Source organism: Streptomyces sp. NPDC127129, assembly GCF_042671585.1.
Classification (GTDB): Bacteria; Actinomycetota; Actinomycetes; order Streptomycetales; family Streptomycetaceae; genus Streptomyces.
In genome coordinates this window covers 241,965-260,063 of sequence record NZ_JBHXTV010000002.1, presented here as the reverse complement: position 1 = coordinate 260,063, position 18,099 = coordinate 241,965, and the positions used below count along the sequence as shown (strand labels likewise).

Below are 18,099 nucleotides of genomic sequence, written 5' to 3'. Positions count from 1 at the left end.
TCGGCCCTTCGCCGCCCTCCCGCTCTCCCGCTTTCCCCGCCCTCCCCGCCCGGCGACGACGTCGGCCGCACCCCTCCGGAGGATCCGTGTCCGCCGCTGGCACCACGTCGAGGCAGCTCGGCGACGCGACGCCGGAAGACCGCAGCACCAGGTCCCGTGCCTGGACCGTCACCGGTCTCCTCGTCGTCTTCATGATGATCAACTTCGCGGACAAGTCCGTGCTGGGACTGGCTGCCGACGAGATCCGCGCCGATCTGGGCCTCAGCGCCACCCAGTTCGGCCTCGCCAACAGCGCGTTCTTCCTGCTCTTCTCGGTCGCCGCCGTCGTGGTCGGCATGTACGCCGACAAGGTCCGTCCCACCACGGTGATCCTGATCATGGCCCTGCTGTGGTCGGTCGCCCAGGTGCCGCCCGCCGTCGGCGGCGGGCTCGCCGTGCTGATCGGCTCCCGGATCGTGCTCGGCGCCGCCGAGGGCCCCGCGTTCCCGGTCGCCCAGCACGCCACGTTCAGCTGGTTCCCCGACCACCGTCGCAACCTTCCCGGCGCCCTGGTCACCCTCGGGATCACCCTCGGCGTGATCACCGCGGCGCCCGGGCTCACCTGGATCATCGACCACCACCACTGGCGCACGGCCCTGTGGGCGCTCGCCGCGGTCGGGCTGCTCTGGGCGGTGGCCTGGTACTTCCTCGGCGGCACCGGAACGCATCGGACCGCCGACGCCTCGCCCGGAGGCACCGCTACCCCGACCGGCACCGCCACCCCGCCCTGCGACACCGCCACCCCGACCGGAGCCCTCGAATCCGCCGGCAAGCGCGTCCCCTACCGGCGCATCTTCTCCACCCCCACCTGGCTCGCCGTCACCGCCGCGTACTTCACCTGCTACTGGGGCGTCGCGCTGATGCTGGTCTGGCTGCCCTCCTACCTGCACAACGGACTCGGTTACTCCTCCGCCCAGGCGGGCCGTCTCGTGGTGCTCCCGTGGGTCATGGGCGCGGTCGTCCTGCTGACGCAGGCGGGTGTCACCGGATGGCTGATGCGGCGCGGCGTCAGCACCAGGTGGGCGCGCGGCGGCGTCGGCGGTGCGGCGCTCGCTCTGGGCGGACTCGTCTGCCTCGGCGTCCCCCTGGTGGACGGTGCCGGTGCCAAGACCGCGCTGCTGGCCGTCGGATTCGGCCTGGCCGGTTCGTACGCCGCCGTCGCGGCCACCACCGTCTCCGAACTCGCCCCGCCCGCCCGCGCCAGTGGGGCCCTCGGGGTGATGAACGCCGTGGTCACCACGGCGGGACTGGCGGCTCCGGCCCTCGTCGGCGTCATGGTCGACACGCAGGGCACGGACGGCTACCAGAACGCCGTCGTCATCACCGGCGCGATGCTGCTCGTCGGTGGGCTGCTCTCCGCCACCCTCGTCGACCCGTCCCGCGACCGGGCACGGCTGGGCACCTGAGCCCCACTCCCCGGCAGCTCGACCGCACCCCCTCGATCAGGAGTTGAAGCCCCATGACCTCCGTCTCCGCCCTCGACACCGCACACCTCGACACCGCACACCTCGACCGCGCCGTCGCCGATCTGCGGGCAGGTGCCGGGACCTGGGCCGCCACCCCGATCGAGGAGCGGACAGCGCTGCTGGAGCGTCTGCTCCCGAGGATCGCCGAGCGCGCCGCGGCGATGGTCGCGGACGCCGCCGAGGCCAAGGGCTTCGCCCCCGACTCCCCGTGGGCCGCCGAGGACTGGATCGGCGCTCCCTGGGCCCTCGCTCAAGGGGTGAGCGCCCAACTGCACGTCCTGCACCGGATCGCCGCCGGCAGGCCTCCCGTGGACCCGGGCGCCGTGCACGAGCGCGGCGGGCGCGCCGTCGTGGACGTCTTCCCCGCAACCGGCTGGGACACCCTGCTCCAGAACGGCACGACGGCGCAGGTGTGGACCAAGCCCGGCACCACGGCGCGGCAGGTCCTCGACCGCGCCGCCGGGGAGTACCGGGGGCGCGCCGGCCGCCCCGCCGTCGCGCTGGTGCTGGGCGCCGGGAACGTCGCGGCCATCACACCGCTCGACATCCTGTACAAGCTCTACGCCGAGGGCCAGACCGTCCTCGCCAAGATGAACCCGGTCAACGACTACCTCCGGCCCCACTTCGCGTACGTCTTCGGCGAGTTCGTCGACCGGGGCTGGGTGCGCTTCGTCGACGGAGGGGCCGACACCGGCGCGTACCTCGCCGCCCACGACCACGTCGACACCATCCACGTCACCGGAAGCGAGCGCACGCACGACGCGATCGTGTGGGGCACGGACGAGCAGGCCGCCGAGCGCCGCCGCACCGACACGCCCCTGAACGGCAAGCCCTTCAGCAGCGAACTCGGCGGCGTCACACCGTGCATCGTGGCGCCGGGCGACTGGAGCGTCGCCGACTTCCGGTACCAGGCCGAACACATCGTCACCAGCAAGATGAACAACTCGGGCCACAACTGCGTCGCCAGCCAGATCCTGATCCTGCCCCGCGACTGGGAGGGCGGCGACCGGCTGCTCGGGGAGATCCGCCGGGTGTTGCGCGAACTCCCGCCGCGCGCCGACTACTACCCGGGCGCGGAGAGCAGGCTGGACGCGGTCCTGGCGGCCCACCCGCGGGCCGAGGTGCTCGGCGACGGGACGTGCCGGGTGCTCGTCCCCGACGTCACCGCCGAGGACGACGTCCTGCTCACCGACGAGGTCTTCGGGAGCGCACTCGGCGTGGTCAGGCTGCCGGGCGCGACCCCGGACGCGTTCCTCCGCGAGGCCGTCGTCTTCGCCAACGACAAGCTGCCCGGCACCCTGGGCGCCACGCTCATCGTCCATCCCGCGACCGAGCGCGCCCACCGTGCCGCCGTCGACTCCGCCGTCGAGCAGCTTCGGTACGGCACCGTCGGCGTCAACGCCTGGTGCGCGACCGGCTTCCTGCTCGGGTACACGCCCTGGGGTGCGTACCCCGGCCACACCCGGCAGGACATCGGCAGCGGCATCGGCTTCGTGCACAACGCGTTCCTGCTGGAAGACGTCGAGAAGACGGTGCTCCGCTCGCCGTTCGCGCCCGCCCCTCGCGGCCTGTTCACCGGCTCGCCGTCACTGGCGCCGCGTCCGCCGTACTTCGTGACCCACCGCACCGCCCTGACGACCCTCGAACGGCTGACCCGCTTCACGACGGCACCCTCCGTCGCCAAGCTCCCGGCTCTCTTCGCCTCCGCCTTGCGCGGCTGAAGCCCACGACCCTCCCCGACCCTCTCCCGACCGACCATCCCCGGACCCGAAAGCCGCCGCATGAACCTCGCCGACATCCTGCTCCGCACCGCCGCCGAACACGGCCCCCGTACCGCTGTCGAGCTGGGCGGCAGCGCCCTCACCTACGCCGAACTCGACCGTGCCTCCGGCCGGGCCGCCGCGCTGCTCACCGCCCGCGGCGTCAACCCCGGCGACCGCGTGGCGGTGATGCTGCCCAACAGCCTCGACTTCCCCGTCCTGTACTACGGCATCCTGCGCGCCGGCGCCGTCGTCGTCCCGATGAATCCGCTCCTGAAGTCCCGGGAGATCGCCCACTACCTGCGGGACTCCGGGGCGGTGCTGCTGTTCGCCCACGAGGCGTGCGCCGCCGAGGCTGCGCGTGCCATCGAGGCTGCGTGTGCCACCGAAGACCCCCAGGGGGTCGTCGCGACCGTGGTCCCGCTCGGGCCGGGCACGCTCACCGGCCTGCTCGCAGAGCACTCGGAACCGGCCGCTCCTCAGCCTCGCGCGGACGACGACACCGCCGTACTGCTCTACACCTCCGGCACCACCGGCTCCCCGAAGGGCGCCGAACTCACCCACGCCAACGTGGCGCGCAACGCCGAGATCTGCGCGCGCTCGCTGATCCGCCTCACCCCCGAGGACGTGATCCTCGGCAGCCTGCCGCTGTTCCACACCTTCGGCCAGACCTGCGCCATGAACGCCGCCGTCGTGGCCGGCGCGCGACTGACCCTGACGGCCCGTTTCGATCCGGCCGACGCACTGCGGACCGTTCAGGACCGGGGCGTCACGGTCTTCGCCGGCGTGCCCACGATGTACGCCGCGCTGCTCGCGGCCCGTACGGCTGAGCCCGAGGCGTACGACACCGCCACCCTGCGCCTCTGCCTGTCCGGAGGCGCGTCGCTGCCGGTCGAGGTGCTTCTCGGGTTCGAGAAGGCCTTCGACGCGCCTGTCCTGGAAGGCTTCGGGATGTCCGAGACCTCGCCCGTCGCCTCCTTCAACCACCTCGACCGCCCGCGCAAGCCCGGGTCGGTGGGCACCCCGATCGAGGGTGTCGAGCTGCGCCTGACCGACGTCCGCGACGGTGTCGGAGAGCTGTGCGTGCGCGGCCACAACGTGATGAAGGGCTACCTCGGCCGTCCGGAGGCCACGGCGGAGGCGCTCCAGGACGGCTGGCTGCGCACCGGTGACCTCGCGCGCGTCGACGAGGACGGCTACTACTACATCGTCGACCGGAAGAAGGACCTCATCATCCGCGGCGGCTTCAACGTCTACCCGCGAGAGGTGGAGGAGGTGCTGTACGAGCACCCCGCCGTCGCCGAGGCGGCGGTCGTCGGCGTGCCGCATCCGACCCTCGGCGAGGAGGTCGCGGCGGCCGTCGCACCGCGCCCGGGAGCGGACGTCACGGCCGACGAGCTGCGGGAGTTCGTACGGGAACGGGTGGCGCCGTACAAGTACCCGCGCGAGATCCGGCTGGTGGAGGCGCTGCCGAAGGGTGCCACCGGCAAGATCCTGAAGAGGGAGATCGACTTCGGCGGCGCGTGAGCACGGCCTGTCGGCCCGGCGTGCGAGACGCGGCGGGGTGCCCCGTCCGGGCGGGGAGCGGGGATCAAGGTAAAGCTGAGAATTGTTCACTTTCCATTGACAGGGCAGACCTCGGGGCCCGAAAGTGCCGTGTGCGACCAGCACCCCGGCGATCGAAGCGAGTCCCCATGACAGCGCCCGTCCCCGCGTTCCCGCCCGGCTTCCTGTGGGGAGTCTCCGCCTCCGCCTTCCAGATCGAAGGCTCGCTCACGGCCGACGGCCGAGGCCCCTCCTGCTGGGACGCCTTCACCGCGGAACGCGGGCGCGTCAAGGACGGCTCGCACGCGGGCGTGGCCACCGACCACTACCGGCGCTACCGCGAGGACGTGGCGCTGATGGCCGAACTGGGCGTCGGCGCCTACCGGTTCTCCGTCTCCTGGTCCCGCGTCCTGCCCGACGGCCACGGGCGGGTCAACGACAAGGGGCTCGACTTCTACGACCGGCTCGTCGACGAACTGTGCGCCTCGGGGATCGCCCCGGTGCCCACGCTCTTCCACTGGGACACCCCGCTCGCCCTGGAGAAGGGCGGCGGCTGGCTCGACCGCGACACCGCCGAACGGTTCGCGTCGTACGCCTCGGTGGTCGCGGAACGGCTCGCCGACCGTGTGCCCATGTGGATCACGATCAACGAGCCCGCCGAGGTGACCCTGCTCGGCTACGGCCTCGGCGAGCACGCCCCGGGCCGGAGTCTCGTCTTCGACGCCCTGCCCGCGGCCCACCACCAGCTCCTGGCCCACGGCATGGGAGTGCAGGCCCTGCGCGCCGCGGGCGCCCGCCAGGTCGGCATCGCCGTCTCCCACAGTCCCGTCTGGACCGCCGGGGACAGCGACGGCGACCGGGAGGCCGCCGCGCTGTACGACACCCTCACGAACCGCCTCTTCGCCGACCCCCTCCTGACCGGCGCCTACCCGGACGAGGGCCTGGCCGCGCTGCTCCCCGGCCCCGTGGCCGAGGACCTCAAGACGATCTCGACACCGCTCGACTGGTACGGCATCAACTACTACAACCCGATGCTCGTCGGCGCCCCGCAGCCCGCCGCCGACCCCTCCGCTTCCTCCTCGTCCTTCGGCGGCATCGACCTGCCGGCGGACCTCCCCTTCGGCATCCGGCAGATCGAAGGACGCGAACTCACCGACTTCGGCTGGCCGGTGGTCCCGGACGGACTGCGCGAACTGCTCGCCACCATGCGCGAGCGCTACGGCGACCGGCTGCCGCCCGTGTACATCACCGAGAACGGCTGCTCGTACGGTGACGGGCCGGACCCCGAGACCGGGCGCGTCGACGACGCCCGCCGGATCGCCTACCACGACGGCCATGTGCGCGCGCTCCACGAGGCGATGGCGGAGGGCGCCGACGTCCGCGGCTACTTCATCTGGTCCATTCTCGACAACTTCGAGTGGGCGGAGGGGTACCGGCAGCGGTTCGGGCTCGTCCACGTCGACTACGAGACGCTGGCGCGGACGCCCAAGGAGTCGTACGCCTGGTACCGCGACCTCATCAAGAGCGGCAGATGACTGCCGAGGGGGCCGCGTCGGAAGGCACCTCGGCCGAGCCCGCGCAGCCGGCCGCTGAGCCCGCGCAGTCGGCCGCCGAGCCCGCCCGCCCGGTCGGCGGGCGGTGGGTGAGCGCGCTGTCCCTCGCCAACCTCGGGGTCTGGGTGGGCTGGTTCGGCCCTCTCCAACTGCTCCTGGCCCGCCAGGCCGAGCACCTCACACCCGACCACAAGGCCTCCACCCTCGCCCTGGTGACGGGTGTCGGGGCCGCCGTGTCGATGGTCGCCAACCCCGTCTTCGGCGCGCTGTCCGACCGGACGACCGCGTCCGTCGGCCGGCGCATCCCCTGGGTGGTCGGCGGGGTGACTGGCGGGGCGGCCGGGCTGCACGTCCTCGCCGGGGCGCAGAGCGTCGCGACCGTGGTCGCGGGCTGGTGTCTGGTGCAACTCGCCCTCAACGCGGCCTTCGCCGCGCTCACCGCGGCCGTCCCCGACCAGGTGCCCCAGCGGCAGCGCGGTCTGGTCGGCGGGTGGCTCGGCGTCTCCCAGGTCGGCGGAATCCTGGCGGGCACGGCGCTGGCCACGGCCGCCGGGGGAGTGACAGCCGGATACCTGGCCTGCGCGGTCTTCTCCGTGGTCGCGGCCCTTCCGTACGTGCTGATGCGGCGCGACACCCCGCTCCGCGCCGCCGACCGGCCGGTCTTCCGGTGGCGGACGTTCCTCGCCGGCTTCTGGATCGACCCGAGGCGTCACCCCGACTTCGGCTGGGCCTGGCTCACCCGGTTCCTGATGAACCTGTCGTACTCCATCAGCACGATGTACCTGCTCTACTACCTGACCGACGCCGTGCGCTACGAGGGCGACGCGGACAACGGCGTCCTGATCCTCACGGCCCTCAACGCGCTCACCCTGCTCTCCACGGTCGTGATCAGCGGCATCCGGTCGGACCGCAGTGGCCGGCGGAAGTCGTACGTGATCTGGTCGGGTCTGGTCATCTCCGCGGCCACCCTGCTGCTCGCCGTCTGGCAGACCTGGACCGGCGCGGTCGTCGCCTCGCTCGTGCTCGGTCTCGGGTTCGGCGTCTACACGGCCGTGGACTTCGCCCTGCTCACGGACGTGCTGCCGACGGCGGAGGACCGGGGCAAGGACCTGGGCGTCATCAACATCGCCAACGCGCTGCCCCAGGTGCTGGCTCCCGTGATCGCCGCCCCCGTCGTCACCCACGCCGGCGGGTACACCGCCCTGTACGCGCTCGCCGGAGCCCTGGCCCTCGCGGGCTCGGTCCTCGTACGCCGCATCCGCTCGGTCCCCTGACACGGACGCCTGGACGGGGCGTCAGGAGGCGTACTGCCCGCCGATGCCCTGGAGGTCGGGCTGCTGCGCGAGCGCCCGGCGGGCCGGATCGGTGAACTCCCGCTCGACCGATTCCTGCAGCATGCTCGACTGCGCCCTCACCGCGGGATGCTGTTGCGCCGGCAGGGAGTCGAGCAGACCGTCGAGCATGGCCCGGAGCCTGCGACAGACCTGAACGGACGAGCCTCCGTAGGCCAGGATCTCGCAGACGGCGAGCTGCAGGTAGTTGTCCCAGTCACGCCCCGGGAGCACGAGCCGGGCGTCCCCTTGACCGTCGGCCAGCACATAGCGACCGGGGAGATGCGTCCTGCCCACCGTGTGCAGGAACCACTCCACGTAGTTGAGCACCTGCACGGCTGTCGTCGGGTCGTTCACCGCCGGGGACAGCGCCCGGATGGCGATGTCGACGAGGACCCGCAGAGCGAACGCGGGGTCCTGCTCGATGGTGCGCTCGGAGCCGAGGGCGATGAGACCGGCGACCCGCTCCGGATCCGGTTCGGACGTGCCGCCGTGGACCTCGACGAGCACCGCGCCGGGCGGCACGAAGTCCCCGATCAGCCGGGTCACGACGAAGACGCAGTCGTGGCGCGCCGCCTCCGCGACCAGACCGGACGCGTCGACAGCCTGGATGACGCCTCCCCGCGCCGCACGGATGCGTGTCACCGCGCGGTCGGACGGTTCGGACAGGGGTTCGCGGGGCGCGGCGCTCCGGATCGCCGCGATGCCCTTCGTGAGCACGGCCCCTCCCATGTGCGCCACCAGCTCGGCGATGGCCACCGGCCTGAGACTGTGGGTGAACCGGTTGAGGTAGACGAGGAGGAGCACGAGACTGACGGCCACGGCCGCGCCGGCCAGCGTGACGCCGAGGTCCGGAACCGAGTCGGACTCGATGCTGCGCAACAGGGAGAAGGCGAACGCGAACGTTCCGGTGAAGGTCGCCAGGACCGCTTTCTGCAGCCGGTCCCGGTACCAGAGGCGCATGTACCGGGGGGAGAGGGTCCCCGTGGCCTGCTGCACCACCAGCACGCCGATGGTCACGACGAACCCCAGCAGCGCCACCATCGCGCCCACGATGGCTGCCAGCACCCCGCTCGCGGTCGTGGCGGAGTAGTGCCAGCCGCTCGGCGGCCGATTCGTTTCGTCTGCGGCCAGGGCGAGCTCGGCGAGAAGGACGCCCAGGACGAGACCGAGCATCGGCACGATCCACAGGCTCGCCTTGACGTACTGCCGCAGCCTGAATCTGGCAGCCCAGGACGTCCTGCCACCCACGCCACGCCCCCTTCACCGGAGGATTCAGGTGCGCTCGCGGCACACACGACGGACGGTTCCGCCACGGGACCGCCCTCACCTCACGGTAGGGCGATTCCCGCCCCCGCGCAGCGGGAGCACCGACGCCACCTCGTACGACTCCGTGCCAGGACCGGCCTGTACGTCCCTGCCAGGACGGACAGGCGTCGGCGCCCTAAGCTGATCGGGTGGCGCCCGGCGCACTTCGGCCGCGCCGCGACGGTGCCCCGAGTGTCGTCGACCGGGGCTGAAAGGGGTCCACGATGGACGACTATCCCCTGATCGAGGACCACGGCCTGATCGGTGATCTGCAGACGGCAGCGCTCGTGACGACCGAAGCGACGATCGACTGGTTCTGTTGTCCGCGCTTCGATTCGCCCAGCGTCTTCGGCGCTCTGCTCGACCACGCCAAGGGGGGCCACTTCAGCGTGCGGCCGGCCGCGGGCACGTTCACCACCAAGCAGCTCTACCATCCGGACACCGCCGTTCTGGTGACCCGCTTCATGACCGAGGCAGGGGCGGGGGAGGTCGTCGACTCCATGCCGGTGACCGGGACGACCGCGACCGACCGGCACCGTCTCGTCCGCATGCTCCGCTGCGTACGCGGCAGTATGACGTTCGAAGGGGAGATCGCGCCCCGCTTCGACTACGGCCGCAAGCCCCACGAGCTGCACCTCACGGAGCACGGGGCCGTGTTCACCTCCGAAGGCCTGGACCTCGCCCTCCACGCCGTCCGCGAGCCGGAGGACGAACGGCTGCTCAACGTCCTCTCGGCCGACGACAACGACGTGCGCTTCTCCCTGACCCTGCGGGCGGGGCAGCAGCGCGGCCTGATCATGGAATCCTCCCCCGGAGGGCCCCCGCAGGAGGTCCGCGCGGAGGAGTTCGACCGGCTTTTCCACGAGACGGTCCGCTTCTGGCGCTCCTGGCTGGGCCAGTCCACCTACTCCGGCCGCTGGCGGGAGGCGGTGGAACGCTCGGCCGTGACGCTGAAGCTCCTGACGTACGCGCCGACCGGCGCCCTGGTCGCCGCCCCCACGGCGGGACTTCCCGAGCAGCTGGGCGGAGAGCGCAACTGGGACTACCGGTTCACCTGGATCCGTGACGCCTCGTTCTCGGTGTACGCCCTGCTGGGCCTCGGATTCAAGGAAGAGGCGTCCGCCTTCATCAACTGGCTGCACGACCGGGTGAAGGAGAAGGTCGGCCGGACGAACGGCTCCGGACCGCTGAACATCATGTACCGGGTCGACGGATCCGCCGATCTGGTCGAGGAGACCCTCGAGCACTGGGAGGGGTACCGCGGCTCGGCCCCGGTCCGCATCGGCAACGGGGCGGCGACCCAGCTCCAGCTGGACATCTACGGTGAGGCGCTCGACAGCATCTACTTCGCGCACGAACACGGCATGCATCTCGACCACGGGGGCTGGAAGGCGCTGCACACCCTGCTCGACTGGCTGGTCGACCACTGGGACCAGCCCGGCGAAGGGCTCTGGGAGACGCGGGGCGGCCGGAAGGACTTCACCTACGGCCGCGTGATGTCCTGGGTGGCCTTCGACCGTGCTCTGCGGATGGCCCGCGACGACGGCCGCCCCGCGGCCGGCGGACGCTGGGTGGAAGCGCGCGACGCGATCTACAGGCAGGTGTTCGACCGGGGCTGGGACCCCACGAAGCAGGCCTTCGTCCAGCACTACGGCGACGACGTGCTCGACTCCGCGCTGCTGCGCATGCCGACGGTCGGCTTCCTCACACCGGACGACCCCATGTGGAAGACGACCCTGGACGCGATGGAGAGAGAGCTGGTCAGCGACAGCCTCGTCTACCGCTACAACCCCGAGGCGTCCCCCGACGGACTGCGCGGCTCCGAGGGAACCTTCTCCCTGTGCACCTTCATGTACGTCGACGCCCTGGCGCGGGCCGGACGCACCGACATGGCCCGCCTGGTGCTGGAGAAGATGCTCACGTACGCCAACCACCTGGGCCTGTACTCCGAGGAGATCGACCTGACGGGACGCCAGTTGGGCAACTTCCCCCAGGCCTTCACCCATCTCGCGCTGATCGACGCGGCGATCACCCTGGACCGGATACTCCGGGAGGAACGGCGGCCCGAGGTGTAGCCCGCGGAGCCGCCGCCGCCGGCTCTCAGCGCGGGGGAGGGGCCGCCGCGGGCCCGAGGAGGACGAGCGTGTCCCCCTCCCGCGGGGTCGCGTCCCTCGTCTCCGTGACGGGATCCAGTTGGTGGTCCGCCCGTACCACGAAGAGCGTGTCGTGCTCCGGTGGCAGAGGAACGGAGGCGGGCTGCACCACGAACCGGGCGCCCCGTGCGTAGCGTTCCGCCAGCACCCGGCGGACCAGGGCGCGGCCGAAGAGGATGTCGCCACCGGTGTACGGAGCGACCACACCGTGGGTGTCGTGCGGCGGCCCCACCCGGTAGACGGGCCCGTCGACGTTGTCCTGCATCACGATCGAGGCGAGCGCGTTGAAGTCGTCGTCGTCGGTGGCCAGGAAGACGGCCGTCACGCCCTCCAGACGCGCCCCGGGGTTGATGGCCGTGGCCAGCAGATCGCCCTTGGCCAGGGCGAGTCCCGCTTCTTTGATCCTCTTGCGCTGCTCGTCGAGTCCCGCCCACATCAGCATGTCGAGGCCGGCGGACCGCAGGGTCCTGCCCAGGTCGACGACCCATGGCTCGCCCCCCACCAGGAGTACGCGCGTGGCCGCCACCTTGACGACACCCAGCCGTCTGGCCATCGGGGCCGCCGTCAGCGCGTACAGCAGAACGGTCCCGACGATGACCAGGAAGGTCACCGGAAGGATCTTCGCCGCCCCGCTCACCCCCCGTTCCACCAGGCCGGCGGAGAAGGCCGAGGCCGTGGACGCCGCGACGATGCCGCGGGGGTCCATCCATCCGATGAAGGTGCGCTCGCCCTTCGAGAGATCCGTACGCGCCGTGGCGCCGAAGGCCACGAGGGGGCGGACCACCAGGACGAGGATCGCGATCAGGCCGAGTGCCGGAAGGAGCACCGGCACCACGGACGCCGGGGTGACGGTGGAGGAGATGGAGATGAAGAGCAGCCCGATGATCAGCTGGACCAGCGTCTCGAAGAAGGGCCGGCGCGACGGCATGTCGAAGCCCCGGATGTTGGCGACGGCCAGTCCCACCATCACCGCGGCGATGAGCCCCGTGTCGTCCCGCACGATGTCACAGCCGGCCGACACGCCGATCACGACGGCGAGCTGCGCGAGCGTGCCCATGGTCTCGCCGAGCCGGAGCGTGCGCAGGGTGAACCAGAGCAGTGCGGTGCCCACGACCCCGCCGCCCAGCCCGACGGCCATGCTGAGGAGGAACTGGCCCAGCTGGTAGCCCCGGCCGATGTCGATCTGGTGGGACGAGGCGACCGCGTGGAACGTGAGGGCGCCGAGGATGCCGCCGATCGGGTCGGTCAGCGTCCCCTCCCAGATCAGGATGCGGCGCACCTTGTCGCTCGGCCGCACGAAGTCGAGGATCGGCCCCACGACCGTGGGTCCCGAGACGACGAGGATCATGCCGAGCATCGCGGCCACGCGCAGGGGCATGTCGAACATCGCCGGTGCGATCGTCGCGGTGACGAAGAAGATGAGCAGCACGCCGTAGACGAGCAGCCTGCCCACGATCCCCCGAGTGTGGTGGGCCAGCTTGCGCAGGTCGAGGCCCAGACCGGCGTCGTAGAGGATCACCGCGACGGCCAGCGACACCAGGGCGGAGAAGGTCGGCCCCAGCAGCTTGTCGGGGTGGATGACGTCCGTCATCGCGCCGGCGGCGAACCCGACGGGAAGCAGGATGATCAGGGCGGGGACGCGCAGTCTGCCCGCCAGGATCTGCGAGCCGGTGGCGAGCACCACCGTCAGTGCGAGGCCGAGAAGGATCTCGTCGTCGGTCACAGCGGCTTCCTCCGTCGGGGACGGGCGCGAACGGGTTGTCCGGACGGGACACGTGCGGGATCAGCTGTCGCGTACGGCTCCGTCACCGGTGCCGCTGCCTCCCCGCAGCTCGGATTCCGTGAGCTCCTCCAGCTCACCGTGCGAGTCCAGCCAGTAGAGGAGGACGACGGCGGGCACGACGACCAGCAGGGCCACCAGCGTGACGATCGCCAGCCACGTCAGCGTGGAGGGAGAGCCCGCGGCGTCGGCCACGGTCAGCGAGGTGGGAAGCAGGTAGGGGCGTTGGGCCATGCCCCAGGCGATGACGGCGGACGCGACGACGCCGACCCCCGTGACGCGCACCACCCACCTTCCGGCCGACTGCCACAGCAGCCAGGCGGTGGCGAGGGCGGCCACCCCGGCCAGGATGACGAAGAACAGCCCCAGGCCACGCGTGAGACCGTGCCACACATGAGGGGCGTCCTCGTGCGTGACGAACCCCGTGACCACCGCCAGGACGGTGAGCACGGCGAGACTGCCGAGCGCCCGCCACCGGAAGTAGCCCACCAGGTCGGGCGCGTCGAACCTGCGGGCATCGCCCATGAGGAACACCGCCCCGAGGAACGCGGTGGTCGCGATGGCGACGAGTCCGAAGACGAGTGAGGTCGGGCTAGTCCATACGTCCGCCGAGGCCTCGGTCCCCGGAGCCACGCGCTCCGACGCGATCCCGCCGACGGCGGCGCCGAGGAAGAACGGCGTGACGAGCGAGGCCACCGCGAACACGGCACCGTACAGACGCCGGCCGGCGAGCCGTCGGGAGGGCTTGCGCAGCGCGAATCCGGCACCCCGCAGGACCATGCCGATGACGGCCAGGGCGAGCGGGAGCCACATCGCGGAGAACACGGTCTGGAACAGAACGGGGAAGCCGGTCCACATGATGACCAGGACGAAGATGAGCCAGACGTTGTTCACCTCCCACACGGGAGCCATGGCGTGGTCGATGAGCCAGCGGGGGCGCCGGCCGCGGTCCGTCCCTCCGGCCGTCAGGTCCCAGAAGCCGGCGCCGTAGTCGGTGCCGCCCGCACAGGCGTACGCGGTCACGGCCAGGAGCAGCACCACGGCGATGAGGTCGGCGGTCACGGGCCGGCACCCCCGCTGCGGCCTGTCCCCGGGCCGCCGGCGGGCACGTCGTCCGGGGGACGTGGGGCCCGCGGCCCGTAGGGGATGTCAGCCTCCGGGGTGGGGACGCCCGCGGCCTGCTCCGCGTCGGCGAGTCGCCAGCGCGTACGCATCTTCAGCAGGACGACGAGGAACGAGCCGAAGAGGAAGACGTACACCACCATCACCACCCCGAGCATGATCCACAGGGTGGTGGAGCGCGTCGAGGTCACGGCCTCCGCGACCCGCATGTTCTGGTAGACGATCCAGGGCTGGCGTCCCACCTCGGTGGCGATCCAGCCGCACTCGACGGCCACGACGGAGCCGACACCGGCACAGGCGGCGGCGCGGTAGAACCACTTCGAGGCGGGCAGTCGGCGGTGCCGCAGCCAGACGAACCCGTACCAGAGGGCGAGCAGCACCAGCGCGGACCCGATGAGGACCATGAGGTCGAAGGCCCAGTGCGCGATGGTCGCCTGCGTCGCCGTGGGCCGCTGGTCCGCAGGAACGGAGGTCAGCCCCCTGACCTCGGTGTCCGGACTGAACCCGGCCAGCACCGAGTCGAGCAGCGGGATCTTGATACCGCCCGAGACGGTGCCGTTCTCGTGCAGCCGACCGAAGAGGTACTCCGGCACGCGGGTGTCGGTCTTCCAGACGATCTCCAGCGCCGCGAACTTCACCGGCTGCTTGTGGAAGACCTGCCGGGCGATGGAATCGCCGAGGACGAACTGCACCGGTGCGGCGACAGCGGCGATGGTGAACGGCACGGCGAAGCCGAGCCGGTGGTAGTGGTCCCGGCGGCCGCGCAGCCAGCCCATGGCATAGACACCGGACACCATGAAACCCGCGGTGAGCACCATCGCCACGACGAAGTGCCAGTACTGCGGACCGAACATGGGTGTGAAGATCGCCTTCCAGACGTCCACGTCGACCGGGTTGCCCTCGGAGTCGAGCGAGAAGCCCTGGGGCGTGTTCATCCAGGAGTTGGCGGCCAGGATGCCGAACGCACCGAGCAGTGCGGCGAACGGCAGGGGCAGTCCCAGGAGGAAGTGCGTACGCGGCTTCAGCCGGCGCCACCCGTACAGGTAGATGGCGATGAGCACGGCCTCCAGGAAGAAGGCCCACGCCTCGACGCCGAATCCGACGCCGAAGACGTCACCCCACCGTCCCATCAGACCCGGCCACAACAGCCCGAACTCGAACGACAGCACCGTGCCGGTGACGATGCCCAGCGCGAACTGCACCGCCATCACGGCCGACCACCGCCGTGCCAGGAGCAGCGCCGTGGCGTCGTTGCGGCGCAGCCCGCGGTAGTGCATGACCAGGGTGATGAAGGGAAAGGCCACGCCGAGCGGAACCAGGATGATGTGGGAGGCCAGGGTGAACGCCATGAGTTCCCTGGCCGGCAGGAGCTGGGCCGGAGCCTCCGCCAGCAGGTGGAGCGAGGTGGGCATTGGTGCCTTCGCCGTTCGTGGATGTGAGGGGCCGGGAGGGGGTCATCCGCCGGTGGCGAAGCCGGGGAAGAGAGTCATGCCTCCGTCCACGTACAGAGTCGTTCCCACCACGTAGTCCATGAGGTCGGAGGCGAGCGCGACGACGGCGTTGGCGATGTCGTCGGGGTCGCCGATCCGGTCGTACGGGATGAGCCTCAGCAGGTCCTTCCGTGCCTCGGGCGTCTCCCAGGCGGAGCGGTTGATCGGCGTCTTGATCGCCCCCGGGGCCACCGCGTTCACGCGGATCTTCTCCGGAGCGAGCTCCTGGGCCAGGGTCTGCATCATCATCTGCACGCCTCCCTTGGAGGACGCGTAGTTCACGTGACCCGCCCAGGGGATGACCTGGTGCACGGAACTCATGCAGATGATCTTGCCTGCGGCCCGGGACACCTCCGGGACGACGCCGCGGCGCCGGAACTCCTTGACGGCCTCCCGGGCGCAGAGGAACTGGCCGGTCAGATTGACGTCGAGGACCTTCTGCCACTGGGCCATGGTCATGTCCGTGAACCGGGCGTCCCGCTGCAGGCCCGCGTTGGCCACGAGCACGTCGATCGTGCCGAACTCCTGGACCATCCGGTCCATCATGGCGACGACCTGGCCCTCGTCGGACACGTCCGCCTCGTACGCCACCGAGCGCACCCCGAACGAGGCGATCTCCGCGGCGACCTCCTCGGCCGCCTCGCGGCCCGCCACGTAGTTCACGACGACATCGGCACCGGCTCGTCCCAGACCGATGGCCGTGGCCTTTCCGATCCCCGAATTGGCACCGGTGACCAGGGCCTTCTGACCGTGCAGCAAGCGTGCGGGGATCACGCCCTGCGGTTGTTCCACAGTGGAGTCCATGCCGTACTGCCTCCTCGCCGCGCGGATGTGCCGCCCGGCGTCGACACGGCCGGGCGGCATCACGCAACCACCCGAAGGGGCGATCGGCATGCCCTCGGAATCGGTCTTAGGCCGTTGGATCCAGCATCTTCGTCCGGACGGACCAGCGGCAGCTTCGGGCGCCGCGCTCAGCCCAGCCGGGCCAGGAGGTGCTCGCCGACGCGGAGGGCATTGGCGATGGCGGTCAGGGACGGGTTGACCGCGCCGATGCTCGGGAAGAAGCTCGTGTCGACGACGTACAGGTTGTCGAGATCGTGGGCCTTGCAGTTCACGTCCAGCGCGGAGGCGGCGGGATCGCTGCCGAAGCGCACGGTGCCCGCCTGGTGCGCCGTCGCTCCGATCGGCATGCCCTTGTGCAGATAGATGCTGTGCGACAGCAGCCGGTGCTCGTGCATGCCCAAGTGACCCAGCATTCCCTGGAGTTTGTGCCGCAGTCGCTTCAGGCCCTCGATGTTGTTGCTCTCGTCGAGAGCGAGCCGGATACGGCCGTCGCCGTCGAGGGTGACCCGGTTGTCCGCGAGCGGCAGATCCTCACCGCAGAGCCAGAAGTCGACTGCGTGATGGGCCAGTACCTCGAACGGCATGTCGGGTGACACGGCACCGGCCCACCGCGGGGCCTCGCCGTGGATCTGCTCGGCGTCCGACTTGCCCAGCATCTGGATCCCGCCCAGCGGGAAGTCCCAGTCGTCCGCGCCGAGGTACCAGTCGTGCAGGGCCAGGGTCTTCTGGAACTGGGTGTCGTTGGGTTCCTTCGACACGGCCATCAGTGCCGCGTTGTTGTGCCGCATGTAGAACCGGCCGACCACGTCCGAGCTGTTCGCGAGACCACGGGGATGGTGCTCGTTCGCCGAGGCGAGCAGCAGCGCCGCGGAGTTGACCGCCCCGCAGGAGACGACCACCACGTCCGCGGTGAACCGGACCTCCGAACCGTCGGGAAGCCGGCCGACGACCGCGCTGACACGGCGGCCACCGTCATCGGTCTCCAGCCGCACCACCTGTGTATGCGTGACCATCTCGACGTTCGGGTGCTCCAGAGCCGGTTCGACGCAGATGACCTCGGCGTCCGACTTGCCGCGCACCAGGCACGGGAAACCGTCGACCCGGTTGCACCGGATACAGACACTGGAGTGGGTGGGCCGACCCCCGTCCTCCTGGCTCAGGTTGACGCCGATCGGCAGGTGGAACGGGTGCAGGCCACGCTTCTCGAGGTCGTCGCTGAGCTGCTGGATGCGCGGCTCGTGCTCCACGGGCGGATGGGCGTACTGCGCGCTGACGGGGCCCTCGCCCGGGTCCTCGCCGTGCCGTCCGTGGACCAGGTACAGGTGCTCGGCCTGCGTGTAGTACGGCTCCAGATCCTCGTACCGGAGCGGCCAGGCGGGAGAGATCCCGCCGTGATGACGCAGCTCGCCGAAGTCCTCGGGCCGCAACCGGAAGAGCGCCGCCCCGTAGAACTTGGTGTTGCCGCCGACGTAGTAGTTGACCTCGGGCGGGAACTCGGCGCCGTTCTTGTCGAGCCAGAACTCCGGGGCCCGGTACTTGCCCTTGACGAACACGGCCGTCGAGTCCCAGTTGTCCCGCTCACGCGGAAGGTAGCCACCGCGTTCGACGAGGAGGACCCGTTTGCCCGACGGCGCGAGGCGATGGGCGAGAGTCCCTCCGCCGGCACCGGTGCCGATGATGATGACGTCGTAGTGAGGGGCGTCGCCCAC

The 18,099-nt window shown here is 71.0% G+C and carries 12 protein-coding genes; 6 read left to right on the top strand and 6 right to left on the bottom strand.

Annotation, left to right across the window (positions count from 1 at the left end):
• Positions 1 to 86: 86 nt before the first annotated feature.
• The 5 genes from ACFVGW_RS04500 (at position 87) to ACFVGW_RS04480 (ending at position 7,637) form a co-directional block, all read left to right on the top strand.
• A complete protein-coding gene (locus tag ACFVGW_RS04500; RefSeq protein WP_385850745.1) occupies positions 87 to 1,445 on the top strand; it encodes an MFS transporter in 1,359 nt (452 codons plus the stop codon).
• Between the two features lie 53 nt (positions 1,446 to 1,498).
• Positions 1,499 to 3,226, top strand: a complete 1,728-nt coding sequence (locus ACFVGW_RS04495; RefSeq protein WP_385850744.1) for an aldehyde dehydrogenase family protein — start codon at positions 1,499 to 1,501, stop codon at positions 3,224 to 3,226.
• A gap of 60 nt (positions 3,227 to 3,286) precedes the next feature.
• A complete protein-coding gene (locus ACFVGW_RS04490) occupies positions 3,287 to 4,792 on the top strand; it encodes a long-chain fatty acid--CoA ligase (protein WP_385850743.1) in 1,506 nt (501 codons plus the stop codon).
• 167 nt (positions 4,793 to 4,959) lie between these two features.
• The gene (locus ACFVGW_RS04485) at positions 4,960 to 6,345 is read left to right on the top strand and encodes a GH1 family beta-glucosidase (protein WP_385850742.1); all 1,386 of its coding nucleotides are present in this window, start codon (positions 4,960 to 4,962) and stop codon (positions 6,343 to 6,345) included.
• The gene (locus ACFVGW_RS04480; protein WP_385850741.1) at positions 6,342 to 7,637 is read left to right on the top strand and encodes an MFS transporter; all 1,296 of its coding nucleotides are present in this window, start codon (positions 6,342 to 6,344) and stop codon (positions 7,635 to 7,637) included. Before ACFVGW_RS04485 ends, ACFVGW_RS04480 begins: the two co-directional genes overlap by 4 nt.
• A gap of 21 nt (positions 7,638 to 7,658) precedes the next feature.
• On the opposite strand, the gene ACFVGW_RS04475 is transcribed toward ACFVGW_RS04480, so the two are convergent.
• Positions 7,659 to 8,945 carry a DUF2254 domain-containing protein gene (locus tag ACFVGW_RS04475; RefSeq protein ID WP_385850740.1) on the bottom strand — a complete coding sequence of 429 codons (1,287 nt, stop codon included), beginning with the start codon at positions 8,943 to 8,945 and terminating at the stop codon, positions 7,659 to 7,661.
• A 281-nt stretch (positions 8,946 to 9,226) separates the two neighbouring features.
• Between ACFVGW_RS04475 and ACFVGW_RS04470 the strand changes: the two genes are divergently transcribed.
• Positions 9,227 to 11,077, top strand: a complete 1,851-nt coding sequence (locus ACFVGW_RS04470; protein WP_385850739.1) for a glycoside hydrolase family 15 protein — start codon at positions 9,227 to 9,229, stop codon at positions 11,075 to 11,077.
• Positions 11,078 to 11,102: 25 nt separating this feature from the next.
• Here ACFVGW_RS04470 and ACFVGW_RS04465 read toward each other — a convergent pair whose 3' ends face one another.
• From ACFVGW_RS04465 to ACFVGW_RS04445, 5 genes are all read right to left on the bottom strand, one after another.
• Positions 11,103 to 12,878 carry a cation:proton antiporter gene (locus ACFVGW_RS04465; RefSeq protein WP_385850738.1) on the bottom strand — a complete coding sequence of 592 codons (1,776 nt, stop codon included), beginning with the start codon at positions 12,876 to 12,878 and terminating at the stop codon, positions 11,103 to 11,105.
• A 60-nt stretch (positions 12,879 to 12,938) separates the two neighbouring features.
• Positions 12,939 to 13,997, bottom strand: coding sequence for a cytochrome d ubiquinol oxidase subunit II (locus ACFVGW_RS04460; protein ID WP_385850737.1), 1,059 nt, complete (start codon positions 13,995 to 13,997; stop codon positions 12,939 to 12,941).
• Complete coding sequence (locus ACFVGW_RS04455; RefSeq protein ID WP_385850736.1) at positions 13,994 to 15,469, bottom strand: cytochrome ubiquinol oxidase subunit I; 1,476 nt, start codon at positions 15,467 to 15,469, stop codon at positions 13,994 to 13,996. Before ACFVGW_RS04455 ends, ACFVGW_RS04460 begins: the two co-directional genes overlap by 4 nt.
• A 42-nt stretch (positions 15,470 to 15,511) precedes the next feature.
• On the bottom strand, positions 15,512 to 16,351 hold the full coding sequence (locus tag ACFVGW_RS04450; protein WP_385850735.1) for an SDR family oxidoreductase: 840 nt from the start codon (positions 16,349 to 16,351) through the stop codon (positions 15,512 to 15,514).
• Positions 16,352 to 16,518: 167 nt separating this feature from the next.
• Complete coding sequence (locus ACFVGW_RS04445) at positions 16,519 to 18,099, bottom strand: GMC oxidoreductase (protein WP_385850734.1); 1,581 nt, start codon at positions 18,097 to 18,099, stop codon at positions 16,519 to 16,521.